General features: G+C 34.6%; 11 protein-coding genes. 9 read left to right on the top strand and 2 right to left on the bottom strand.

Annotated elements, in window-relative coordinates:
* Positions 1 to 12: 12 nt before the first annotated feature.
* The 7 genes from MHB37_RS11880 to MHB37_RS11850 all read left to right on the top strand — a co-directional run bounded on the left by MHB37_RS11880 (position 13) and on the right by MHB37_RS11850 (position 8,200).
* Complete coding sequence (locus MHB37_RS11880; protein ID WP_405169279.1) at positions 13 to 1,182, top strand: discoidin domain-containing protein; 1,170 nt, start codon at positions 13 to 15, stop codon at positions 1,180 to 1,182.
* Positions 1,183 to 1,231: 49 nt separating this feature from the next.
* Positions 1,232 to 2,398 carry a hypothetical protein gene (locus MHB37_RS11875; RefSeq protein WP_405169278.1) on the top strand — a complete coding sequence of 389 codons (1,167 nt, stop codon included), beginning with the start codon at positions 1,232 to 1,234 and terminating at the stop codon, positions 2,396 to 2,398.
* A 62-nt stretch (positions 2,399 to 2,460) separates the two neighbouring features.
* Positions 2,461 to 4,458, top strand: a complete 1,998-nt coding sequence (locus MHB37_RS11870) for a hypothetical protein (RefSeq protein WP_405169277.1) — start codon at positions 2,461 to 2,463, stop codon at positions 4,456 to 4,458.
* Between the two features lie 40 nt (positions 4,459 to 4,498).
* Positions 4,499 to 6,316: a DNRLRE domain-containing protein gene (locus tag MHB37_RS11865; protein WP_405169276.1), complete on the top strand. Its 1,818-nt coding sequence runs from the start codon at positions 4,499 to 4,501 to the stop codon at positions 6,314 to 6,316.
* A gap of 67 nt (positions 6,317 to 6,383) precedes the next feature.
* Complete coding sequence (locus tag MHB37_RS11860; protein WP_076130198.1) at positions 6,384 to 6,938, top strand: phage holin family protein; 555 nt, start codon at positions 6,384 to 6,386, stop codon at positions 6,936 to 6,938.
* Positions 6,939 to 6,952: 14 nt separating this feature from the next.
* Positions 6,953 to 7,795 carry an N-acetylmuramoyl-L-alanine amidase gene (locus MHB37_RS11855; RefSeq protein WP_076130199.1) on the top strand — a complete coding sequence of 281 codons (843 nt, stop codon included), beginning with the start codon at positions 6,953 to 6,955 and terminating at the stop codon, positions 7,793 to 7,795.
* An 18-nt stretch (positions 7,796 to 7,813) separates the two neighbouring features.
* Positions 7,814 to 8,200: a hypothetical protein gene (locus MHB37_RS11850; RefSeq protein ID WP_405169275.1), complete on the top strand. Its 387-nt coding sequence runs from the start codon at positions 7,814 to 7,816 to the stop codon at positions 8,198 to 8,200.
* Positions 8,201 to 8,443: 243 nt separating this feature from the next.
* Here the strand turns inward: MHB37_RS11850 and MHB37_RS11845 are convergent, their stop codons facing one another.
* Positions 8,444 to 8,833: a zinc ribbon domain-containing protein gene (locus tag MHB37_RS11845; protein ID WP_405169274.1), complete on the bottom strand. Its 390-nt coding sequence runs from the start codon at positions 8,831 to 8,833 to the stop codon at positions 8,444 to 8,446.
* 393 nt (positions 8,834 to 9,226) lie between these two features.
* Here MHB37_RS11845 and MHB37_RS11840 point away from each other — a divergent pair, with 393 nt between their 5' ends.
* Complete coding sequence (locus tag MHB37_RS11840) at positions 9,227 to 10,426, top strand: tyrosine-type recombinase/integrase (protein WP_405169273.1); 1,200 nt, start codon at positions 9,227 to 9,229, stop codon at positions 10,424 to 10,426.
* Positions 10,427 to 10,722: 296 nt separating this feature from the next.
* Here MHB37_RS11840 and MHB37_RS11835 read toward each other — a convergent pair whose 3' ends face one another.
* Entirely contained in the window at positions 10,723 to 11,064 is a 342-nt protein-coding gene (locus MHB37_RS11835) for an ArpU family phage packaging/lysis transcriptional regulator (protein ID WP_405169272.1), read from the bottom strand.
* 769 nt (positions 11,065 to 11,833) lie between these two features.
* Here MHB37_RS11835 and MHB37_RS11830 point away from each other — a divergent pair.
* Positions 11,834 to 12,001: a hypothetical protein gene (locus MHB37_RS11830; RefSeq protein ID WP_254924592.1), complete on the top strand. Its 168-nt coding sequence runs from the start codon at positions 11,834 to 11,836 to the stop codon at positions 11,999 to 12,001.
* Positions 12,002 to 12,362: the final 361 nt, after the last annotated feature.

Below are 12,362 nucleotides of genomic sequence, written 5' to 3'. Positions count from 1 at the left end.
CGAGGTGTTAAAATGGCGTACTTCGGTAATGAAAGTGCAGTCCCAACAATGACTTCATATAATACTCCAAGTGGTATCGTAACTTGGAGTAGCGAATCTACAGCAAGTTCATCTTATAAAGGGTGGAATGTTTTTGCTAGGAATACTACTTTTTGGCAATCTGGTAACGTTGCTTCTGCATGGGTAGCGTATCAATTTCCAACCGAGAAAAGAATAGCAAAGTATACTCTTGAAGCAGGTGCTTATCCTAATGCTGCACCAAAAACTTGGACTTTTGAGGGTTCAAATGATGGTTTGGCTTGGGATGTTTTGGATACACAAACTACTACGCAAACATGGGCGGTTGGCACTAAAAGACAGTATAGTATTAATAATCTAAAGTCTTATTTTAGATACAGAGTTAATGTTTCATCTAATATGGTTTCTGATGCTTATTCTGTATGCATTACAAATATTGAGATGTTTGAAATGTTTTATTCGAATAAAATCTTACTTTCATCAGGTGAACGAACTTATAGTCTGTCTAGAAAATACACAGAGAGTCTTATTCCAATCATGACTAGTAATACAACTCCTAGTGGGATAGCAAGTGCAAGCGATGAAACTGCTACCCCTGCTTTTCGTGCATTTGATGGAGAAGCTACGTCTACTAGATACTGGGCTCCAAATGCAAAAACTTATGGATGGGTGGCATACGATTTTAAAACGCCAACACTAGTAGGTAGGTACGATTTAACGATTATATTAAGCAACCCAACCTTTGGACCGAAAAGTTGGACATTCGAAGGAAGCAATGACGGTCTTAATTGGGTTGTTTTAGATACCCAGAATAATCAGACTACTTGGATTAATAATACTCCCAATGTTTATGATATAAAAACACCTTCGTATTATCAGAGATATAGGCTTAACATAACAACCAACAATGGAGCAGTTAGTGTAGGCGTTGGTGAGATGAGATTTTATGGAATTAAACTTCTAGCATTGGTATCATTTCATAAAAATCCTGATGAAAAAATGTTTGAAACTTATGGCATGAGTGAAATTGCAGACTTATCTATAAATATTGGTGAAACTAGTGAACCCATCAACACTAGTGATCTATTAGGTACAGGTAAAACATTCGAGCACACTGTTAATATGTCAAAGCGTCAAATAAATAAAATTTTGCTCGGAGGATAATCGTGAATAGAGGAAATGACTTATTAAAAAAAGGTAAGGTGAATAATGGATGGCTTATTATAGTGGAAATCTAATTCCGAAAATGACAAGTAATACTACTCCCAGTGGAGTTGCAAGTGCAACGACTTATGAAGCAAATCCGGCATGGAAAGCCTTTGATCAAGATGACTCAACCTATTGGCAAAGTGGATATTATGGACAAGCATCGGCAATTAGGTATAATTTTATCTCTCCTCAAAAAATCAGAAAATATACAATGACTTGTTATGGGAATAAAGCTCCGAAGAGTTGGAAATTCGAAGGGTTAAGTGCAGATGGTGTAGCTTGGATTATGCTTGATAGTCAGACAGGTCAGATCGGATGGAATGCCGTTCCTTTTAGAGAGTTTTTTATTAATAATGATAATTATTATACTGCTTATAGAATAAATGTTATCGAAAATAATGGTGACACTTATTACACATATATTTACGGGATAGAAATGATGGGCATAGTCTATGACCAAAAATTCTTGATTTCATCAGGTGATGAAAATGATGCTATCTCAGTCCTAAACAAAGCCAGTTCTGGAGAGACATTGATTCCCAAAATGAGTGCCAATATTGGAAACGGTATCACTCTGAGTGGAGACAGTGATAATTTAACATACCCCTTATGGCAAGCATTTGATAGGAATCCTACAAATACTAGTTGGTTATCTAATAATAAAGAGTCTGCCGCAATCATTATGCGCATTGACGGAAATGATAAAATACCTTATTCAATTACAGTTCAGTGCGGTTCATCAAACCTTGCTCCTGTTACATGGAACTTTTATGGTAGTAATGATGGTGCAACATGGAGTTTGCTTGGCAGTAAAAGTGGCGATACAGGCTGGACAAATTTTGAAGTAAGAGAATTTCTACTCCCAAGTGTTGATGAAGCAAATAGTTATTATAAGTTTGAAATAATAAAATCCCAAAACGATGATAGAAAGGCTTGTCAGGAATTTAATATTATTTATGCTTCTGATTCATCTAAAGTGAAATACATGAAAGAAACCGAACGTAATTTTATAAGCCATGGAATGGAAAAATCAAACACAATAGACTTGTCAAAAATGTTCAAGAAAAAGGTTTATATAGAGCAAAACTCTAAATCAATTGGAAGTGGAAAAGTGTATAAAAAGTTGATAGATACTTCAAAAATTTCAATCAAGAAAGTATCAATCACATAAACTGTACAAATGAAATGATTGTTTTATTGAAAGTTTGCTATTAGGAAAAGAAGGTGTAATATATGACAGTTGTAGGAGAAGTATTAACAGCACCAGAGAGTGGCTGGAAAAGGTATGATGATACACATGTTAAATACGTATATTCATCAGGGTTCTCAAATTCTCCCTCTACAAGTTACTATAATGGGGGAGCAAGAATTTCAACATCTATAAGCCAAACAGTTGATTTTGGCTTTTGGGGAACAAAAATTAGAGTTATAGGAAATATGCATAACTTAGGTTCAAAAAACATATCAATTTCCATTGATGAAACAACTTATTTGTTTTCAGAGTATAATACCAACATTATTCAACAAGCACTTGTATTTGAAAAAACAGAATTAACTCGTAAATTTCATAAGGTTAAGATTACTACAAATGATGCTTCTTATGTATTATTTGATGCTGTGGATATAGATGCAGATGGAGTACTTGGTGAGTATCCCAGTAGAACTTTTGTATATAACAATTCAACATATAAAAAATATACAACCAATGGATGGGAGGTAGTTGCCTCTTCCGAACCCACACAAGTCGATTACCAAACTCAAGGAATGGCAGACTTATCGATTATTCCTGAATCTGCTTGGTCACAACTGACAGGGAACGTGGAGTTATGCTTATACACTGATGATCCTGCTAAAACAGAAGTTCAATTCTCCATTGAGACAAAGCCATTTACAATTGCAGAAGAATGGGCAGATAAAACTATAAAAGTGATAGAATACACTGACAATCCAATACAAACCGAGTCCTCAATCACGCTAGAGACAGAACCATTTAGCTTATATGATGAGTTAGGTGACAGTGTAGATGTTCTGTACTACACAGATGATCCCACTAAAACAAAAGCTGAGTTGAATGTCACAGCTAATTATAGTCCGCTGGATGATATCCAAAGTGACTTCGAAGTGGTCACATGGACTAATGATGAAAATGATGAAGCATCAAGATCACTTGAAATAAAAGCTCTCCCTTTTGCTCAACTTATCCTCACTCCAAACGACATTAAAACATATGGAAATATTAAATCATTCGTTGCAAGCAAAATTGATCAGACTATTGATGGCACTTTAAGATTCATTGTTTCTTTTGATTCTGGTATCACATGGAAAATCAGCAGATTTGGGAAATGGGAGTCTGTAGCCATTGATGATTTAGACAGTATTAAAAAAAGAGGTATGAGCTTAACTACAATCAATTCACTCCCTGCTGCCAGTATAGTTGGAATAAATAGGATTGGATACTATATTGACAATAGTAAACATCGAAATGAAGATGCTAAGTTAGATTATTTGAAAATTATATCAAACGCACCAGTCAATGATATTAAATTTAATGATCTGGCATTTTACTTACTCAATACCACAGCTAATATTATCAAGCTAAATCTACAAGGCAACAAGTTAGTTGGTCAGTTAGATGATGCAGATACAGGTAGATTACAGTATAGGGTTAGTTTAAATAATAAACCCTATTATCCAGCCAATGGAGAATTTACTGCCCTCGCTCCATCCCCTTTAAACATCAGTTTTAATATATCCGAGAGAGATATTATTTTTGACCAAGAGAATGTTTTAAAAGTTGAATTTCAAGATTACTGGGGATTAACTGATTTCTGGCAAACTACATTCATCGGTACATACTCAGGCATTATGTTCAAAGATGAGAGTGGAAAGTTTTATTCAAACTCTTTTGGAGAAGTATTAAAACAATTGGACTTTGGTGATTTAATTGCTGGTCAATCAACTTTGGAACAGAAAGTCATCGTAAAGAATCAACTAGGAGTGAAAGTTCAAAACCTCATCCTAGAAGTTATGAAGGATAGATTACCAGAAGGAGTAAAAATAGAATTGTCACGTTCTAATTTCCCATTTACTCCTGAAGAACCATTGTTATTCAACATGTTTTTTGATGAGAATGAAGAATTTAATTTCTATGTAAGAATAGTTACAGAATTAACGGCTCCAGCATCACCAAATGGTCAATTTGAGATAAGAGCAAAAGCAGATTCCGTATAGTAAACGATGATCTCAATGCAATGAGATAGGATGTGTGTAAGTGGATGAAATAAATGACATTAGTAGTACCATAATAATTAAAAATAGATTATCAAATCGTATGCAAGGTAGTTTTACCCTTTTCAGACCTGCTGAAGATTTTCTAGATAGTTCTATCATCATCATGCAACATAATGGAGATGATTTAAGGTCAACGATTTCAGTAAAAGTTGAGAAATATGTTGATGTGGATTCCATTATAGATATCAAATATCGTGGGAACAGTAATACAGAAGCAGAAATTGAGGCAATAGCAGCTAACTATATGAATGCTTCTATTGAAGTAAGACCTCATAACCAAATGTTTGGTAAGTTCATGCTTATGGAAGCACCTAAAGTTAATGTTAAGCTATCACCAATGGCTGATGCCACAACACGTAGCCGTGATGATTTACGAACAATCAACTATGGTGATACAAGAAGTATGCTGACAGGTAAAAGCCCTGACGAAGATTTCGGTGCATTTATACAATTTAACGATTTATATAAAGCTATCCCAGATCTTAAATATATTGAGAGCGCAAAACTTAGGCTTTATTACGCTACGTTTATTGAAGGTGGTAATCTTGAATTACACCAACCCAATACCATCTGGAGAGAACTAGGTGTAACAGATGCCAATAAACCTCATTCGGTTGAGCTTTTAAATGATAAGTATTCAATCAATACTATTGAAAGATACATAGAATTTGATGTTTTTGATATTGCAAAAAGATGGCAATCTGGGTCATTAGATAATTATGGTTTTATAATCTCTACATCTGATGACAGTAGATATACGTTCTTTACCAGAGAATCAGATAAATCACCAGAATTAATAATCAACTACATTACATCACAAGTATATAGCATTGGTAGAAGTGAGTTAGAATCAAGTATCTTTATCTATGGTAGAGGAAACAGTGACCTATCTGCTAAGTTGATTGTCGATAGTGATATAGGAATTGATAATCTCGAATCTTCCCTGTACGTTCACAGAGCAGCAGATTTCCTACCCAACGATCTTTCAGCTAAAATTGTAGGATCAAAACCCGATTTATTTTCGAAATTGACTGTTCAAAAAAGAACTTTTAGTGATCTAGAATCCACAATTACTGTTGGTGTCCGTACCATGACAGAGATTATTTCTGGAATTGGTGTGAGTAATCCCGATATGGATTCAGTATTAACTGTTGATCCTAATATGTCATTGGCTAGTTTAATTACGGTGTATAAGCCAACTTTAGAATACTTGGATTCAAGCATCGTTTCGAATGTTCCTGATTTATTCTCGACAATTACTGTTTCTAAATATAAAAAGGCTGAAAATGAACTAGAATCTACTTTAATTGTTAAATCTGGCGAAGAATCAAATATTGATTCCATTATTTCAGTATCTCGTAGGGATATTGAAGGATCAATAACTATCAGAGTACAAGAGGACACTGAATTATCTGGATATATTCAAGTTCCAGATCGATATGATTTTGATTCTATACTCGGCTATTCGCACCCAGATATGGCTTCTGTATTAACAGTTAAATATGCTGATTTTATGGATAGTCAGATATATGTAAAAGATAAAGAATATTTAGACTCAATAATTGATGTAAAGAACATCACTGAAATGTCTGGATTCTTAATGGTTAAAGCATTTGATCAAATTGATGGCGAGTTAGCTGCAAATAATCCTGATTTGTTCGGGACGATATTACCAAGAGTTGCTGGAGACAATGATCTAGTTAGCCAGATGTTGATTAAAAAGAGAAATGTTAGTGATTTGAATAGTTACATTAGTGTTCGAGGGCAAGGCAATCGCAATTTTGTAATTATATTTTAATAAAAACTTAGGCTCCTTTAAAAAGGAGTCTTTTTGTTATATCAATTTGATTTTGGAGGAACCTATTGTGTACTGGAGGCAAATCGCTATAGATACATATGCTCATATTAAATTTTATTTTACAGATCTTGGATCGACAATTTGGGGCATGGTTGTTGGACTTTTTTTATTTATGATAGGTGAGGTTAATACATCTCTTTACGCAATTTTAACTCTATTTGTTTTAGACATACTTACTCGTATATACGCCAATTCGAGAAAATATGGAGGATATATTGAGGCTACAAAAACAGGAAAAATAAGATCCAGATTAGCTGTTCAAGGTATGGTTTCTAAGATGTTTACTTATTTCATTGTCCTCTCTATTGCAAGAATGATTTCCTATGTTGTTCCGATTGGTGTAATCAGCGAAGGTCTATCTTCAGTGATTTTCGCGATACTAATTATGGTTGAAATTCAGAGTGTTCTAGAAAATCTTTTGGATGCAAAACCTGATAAGAATACAAAGAAATTACTTTCTTTATTACTTCTTAAATTCAGAAAAGAAACAAATCGGATCGCTGATGTTGATGATTCTGAAACCGAATCTGAAGAGCAATCTATTTCAGAAAGCACAAATTAATAAAGGAGAATATTATGAAACAACAAGGGAATTTCCTTTTAATGAAACAAGAAGAGTTTAAAGAATGGCTAGATAAGCAGATTATTACTAGATCAATTAAGAAACTTCAAGTTCATCACACTGCCTCTCCAAATTACAATACACGGAAAATGGTTAATGGAATAGCTCAACAAGATCACTTTAGATGCTTGGAAGGAATGCGTGATTTCCATATTAAAGATAATGGCTGGTCTGCTACTGGACAGAACTTAACTATCTTTGAGGATGGCTGTGTTGCTGTAAGCTTAGATAGAGATTTAAATCAAACTCCTGCTGGGATAGGTTTTGCAAATAGTGGAATGATCTGTATTGAGAATATTGGTAATTTTGATAAAGGTGGAGACAAAATTACAGACACGCAAAGAGAAGCAATCGTGCATGTCTATGCTTGTCTGGCAAATAAATTAAATATCCCTATTTCTACAGATAACATTGTTTATCATGCATGGTATCAAGCTGATGGAACTAGATTACCAGATTATATTCAGGGAAAATCTAAAAAAACGTGTCCGGGCACTGCCTTTTGGGGAGACGGGAATTCTATTGCTGCTGCAAAAAAGACATTCCTTCCAGCTATTCAGAGTGAATTGAATAGACTTAATAAGAAACCACAAACGGTAATCACTCAACCACAACAAAATACAAAGGATGATGAAAAAGTGCAAGCAGTTAAGATTATTCTAACTAAAGATAATAGTGTGTCTGATGATGATGGATTTTTAAAAGACAATTCTAACTATGTTCCAATCAGTGTATTAAAAGCTTTAGGCCATAAAGTATCTTGGGACAATGAAACCAAAAAGTTGTACATTAGCTAGTTAAGGAGATTAAGTAATATGAATGATTTATATATTTACATAATTGTAGTCTTTTCTATTGTATCCGTTGGCACATTGTATATTTACGGAAAGTCTAGAGGATTTATCAAAAGTAACCTATCACTTGATATTACAGACGCTCTATCATTGTTTCGATTGATTACTGAGGTTGTACCTCTTGGTGCTGTCGTAAAAGATAAAGCTACAGCTATTTTTGATATAGCTGACTTTGTTGCTGAATACATACATGATTTAGACAATTCAATCGAAGACATAGATAAAATATCAATGGATACGGTTTTACTTCTGCTTGCTGAGTTAAATATCACCCCTACTGAGTCAGAAAAGAAACTAATTAAGATAACTCTTGATGCAAGTTTTGAGTGGCTAAAAAAGAACGTTTAAGCGTGTTTCGCTCTATTTAATCACTAAAAATAATCAAAATATTGTCATCCTAAATAAACCCCATAAAATTCCGATTTTATCAGCTTTAAACACGTAAAAAACCCTTATTTATCAAGGGTTTCTGAATACAAATTCTAAATTTATAGCCTCCCTCAAGAGAAAAACGAAGAAAAATCAATGTCATACTAAAATGACTGATTTAAGTCTTCGTTCTTGAGGGAGGCTATTTTTTTCATTTTTGGTTTAATAGTAAATCCCATCATCGGATACAAACGTCCTAGTGTTATCATTATATAAGATTTCTATAGTTTTATTCACGGGATCAATATTAATTTGTTTTACTGCTTCAGAAATTTCCTTTGAAGTTATTTGTTGAGTTTGGTCATTTGTCTTCTTAGGTCTCCCTCTTGTTTTTGGTACACTAGACACTGCTCCAGATTTAACCTGTTCTATTTCAATGTGATTAGCAACTAAATAAACTAATTTTCTTTGCTCAACCACATGACGTACACAAGTCCTATAATTAGAGTACGAAGAGCAGACATACTTTTCCTTATCTCGTTCTCTCATGCCCTTGTAGTTACCACCACAATTAACACATTTGATTTTTTTAGAAAAGAGGTACAATTTCATCCTCCTCTTTATAATGAATAAATTCCGCTTAGCTTATTATACAACAAAAGTTAGCTAGACATTCTCCCATTATTTATTGCCTCCCTCTATTTTCAGATTTTCATTATAGAGGTTTTCTCTTTCTTCTCTTCGCATCCTCACTTCTACTCCAACAAACGCAACTGAAATGGCTCTCTAGCACTAATCATTCCATGCTAGGTTGAATATTTTGTTTTTATAAATAAATATATACAAAATAAAACTGAGGTGTGGTAGAGTTATAGTGTGATTATATTAATAAATATATTTATAATAACAATAAAAATTCCTATGGTTTATTTCTTAATACGATATAATAAGAGTGAGATATGTCTTACCCCTACCTCTTATTATAATTAATAAGGAGGTATTTATTTGCCAGTATATAAAGACGAGTCTAAAAAGAAAAATAAGTGGTGGTATGAGTTTGAAGCCGGGAAAAAGCCAAATGGAAAAAGGAACGTAATTAGGAAAAAAGGTTTCTTCACAGAAAAAGAAGCAAAGGCGGCAATGGTTAAAGCAGAAAGCGAATACTATGAAGGAACATACATTGATCCGTCTAAAACACTTTTTGGTGTGTATTTGTTAGATCAATGGTTGTCTATTAAGCCACTTGCAGAGTCAACAAAAGACATGTATGACAGCTATATCAGAAACCACATCTTAGGAACGATGATTGCAGAAGCGCCATTAGCAAATTTAACAATTATTATGATTCAAGATTTTATCCAAATGTTAAAAGAAAAGAAAATAATTATTGGAAAGAAAACACCAAAAGAAACTATGTTATCACCAAACACCATCAAGAAGATTTATTCAATAATTAATACTTCCTTGAATGATGCCGTTACGATGAAGAAGATAAAAGAGAACCCAGCTAAAAAAATCATCAATAAACCTGCAACTCAGAAAACTAAATCCACTGTTTGGAATCAGGCACAGATAAGGAAGTTTGTTGAGAGTGCGGAAGGAAAAAGTCGGTATAGTCTGGTATTCAGATTCACTTTGATGACAGGATTGAGACAAGCCGAAGTGTTGGGGCTACGTTGGAAAGATGTTAATTTTGAGCAAAGTATTATTCGAATTCAGCAAACCATTACACATGATGGCAAAACACTAAAAGATGGGGCAAAGACTGATAGTAGTGTTAGACCTGTTAAACTAGACAGTAAAACAATGAATGCATTAATTAAACACTACAATATGCAGCAACTAGAAAGGAAGGAGTTTGAATCAAAAGTGGCTGATAAAAAAGCAGATGGCAAAAGTTATTTTAATGGACGTGAATACCGCGACCATGATTTAGTATTTCCTACTTTGCTAGGTACACCATGTACACCCAGAAACTTATCTAGAGCATACACTAATTTGTTAAAGAATATTGATGTGCCTAAAATTACTTTTCATGAATTACGCCACACTCAGGCAACGTTGCTTTTGACTAAAAATGTTCATCCGAAAATTGTCTCGGAAAGATTAGGTCATTCATCTGTAAAAATCACACTCGATACTTACTCACATATGCTTCCTGAAATGCAAGATGCGGCAGCCGATTGCCTAGCAGACGTGCTTTAAAATAGGGGGCATTTTGGGGGGCAGGAACCTCTAATACTAGACAAACTAGATGATACTATAAGATCAAATATTGTTGTGAATTTCAAAAAAACCCTTATAAAATGGGACTATTTGATTCTAAATGGACTAAATGATAGTGTTAATTATACTGGACACACATTTGACAGGGTAGGGGTCATGGGTTCGAACCCCATCCGTCCTATACGTGAAAGCCTTGATATTCAAGGCTTTTTTTGTTTTCTATTCACTTATCATTCTATTGAAATCCTTCATGATACGAATTTGATAAGCTTTGCCTATATCTTCTGATCCGTGATGTAATCATATTCGGTTATCATATATCTTTCTTTAATCAAAAATGATTCCATTCGTGGAAGCCTATTTACTACAATCCTTTCAATTCTCTCACAGTACTCCTTACGTGCTGCTAAACTATCAACATTGTGTATGGCAATATTCGCGGTTTGATCTGAAGTTGTTCCCGTTTCGCTTCTCGGAGTAGTTGACCATGCTGCTGTCGTGGCTGCTTCGCGTTCCTCAAAAGTTAGGAATTTATTCTCTCGATACTTATCAAAAGCCGCTTCAACCGCAGCCTGCGTCCGTTCTCTATCTATCTCTGGCAGGAAGCTTTGTTGCACCTGCTATCACCTCACTGTAAATAATCCCCCGACCGAAGCCGGGGCGTGTACCATCTTAAAACGGCAGATCGTCATCATTTTTCGGGATTACCGGACCATTCTTATCTCCTGAAGCAGCTACCTCCTCCAGAGTGAGTTGGTCCTTGTCTTCCAATTCAATCGTACCGTCTGGATTAACCCTTCCTCATACGTCTTCTCTTGGCTCTTCATGATCCTCTTCTTCGTCATCACCACGGAACTCCTCGATGCTCATTTGAGATTGCTTATTGAAATGTGCTGCTATATGAACTTTCATTTATAATTACTCCTCTCAAATTTGGGTTTTATGAAAAAATAACGTCTGCAGCTAGTGCGATAATTGAAGCAACACATATTGCTGCCATGTGCATGCCACGTTGCTTGTAAAGAATAGATTCTTTGTCAGCTGCTGAAATAAAAGATAGGATAGCGATAAAAGCAAAAATAATCTCAATCCACGTTGACGTCAGTTCCTCCCTCAATCCGTGATATATTAAATAAGAGGTGAATTTTATGAACGGTAAGAAAGTTATCACTATTCTTTTATCCATCTCTTTACTAGGTGTGATTGCTTACTTCGGAATAGCTTATGGATTACTATGGTATATCTTTAATGGGTAAGAAATGAAGATTATCCATCCCCTTTATAAGTTCAGTACAGCCAAACTATCTCTTATATCCTCCTTGTGGGAGAGAGTCTTTTTTTTGAAATTTGTTATAATTAAATAAAAACTTTTAATGAGGTGTTATCTTGCAATATTTTTTTTTAATACCGTTGGCATTTGTTTTGGCAATTCCCTTGGTTTTACTGTTAAAAGGTGATTATGGAACCAAAAACAAGGTTTCAGATAAAACTACTAGCATAGAGAAAAAATTAGACAGAATAATAGAATTACTTGAAAAAGATAAGGATGCATAAGCATTTTTATCTTTTTTCATGTCGCAATATGTATCTACTACGTCATAACCTTTGTGAGAGGAGGGCTATTAACCCTCTCTGTCCATGTATCTTCGTACTGAGAGTATCCGATTTTGAATCTGTTATGAGCCGATTTCAAGCGAGACGAACTGATAAAATAACTCAACTCGCTGGGACACTCCCAGCGTATTACGCCATCTTTGATATCTTGATATACAAAGGTAAGGATACGGAGTTTGTACATCTGGAGTCCCGGACCAAATCTGGCATGCTTCGAAGCCCAGTATTTACAGAGTTTATCGTATAAGCACTAATAGACCCTTCAGGCATAAGCTTGACAGGTTATTTTATGTTTGTTCTG

Source organism: Paenibacillus sp. FSL H3-0286 (assembly GCF_045040705.1).
Taxonomy (GTDB): domain Bacteria; phylum Bacillota; class Bacilli; order Paenibacillales; family Paenibacillaceae; genus Paenibacillus_AQ; species Paenibacillus_AQ odorifer.
This window is presented reverse-complemented; position numbering and strand designations above follow the sequence as displayed.

Excerpts from the sequence above, each read along its gene's own strand:
- MHB37_RS11845 (WP_405169274.1), bottom strand. The coding sequence starts at position 8,833 with ATGAAATTGTACCTCTTTTCTAAAAAAATCAAATGTGTTAATTGTGGT.
- MHB37_RS11870 (WP_405169277.1), top strand. The coding sequence starts at position 2,461 with ATGACAGTTGTAGGAGAAGTATTAACAGCACCAGAGAGTGGCTGGAAA.
- MHB37_RS11875 (WP_405169278.1), top strand. The coding sequence starts at position 1,232 with ATGGCTTATTATAGTGGAAATCTAATTCCGAAAATGACAAGTAATACT.
- MHB37_RS11855 (WP_076130199.1), top strand. The coding sequence starts at position 6,953 with ATGAAACAACAAGGGAATTTCCTTTTAATGAAACAAGAAGAGTTTAAA.
- MHB37_RS11850 (WP_405169275.1), top strand. The coding sequence starts at position 7,814 with ATGAATGATTTATATATTTACATAATTGTAGTCTTTTCTATTGTATCC.
- MHB37_RS11880 (WP_405169279.1), top strand. The coding sequence starts at position 13 with ATGGCGTACTTCGGTAATGAAAGTGCAGTCCCAACAATGACTTCATAT.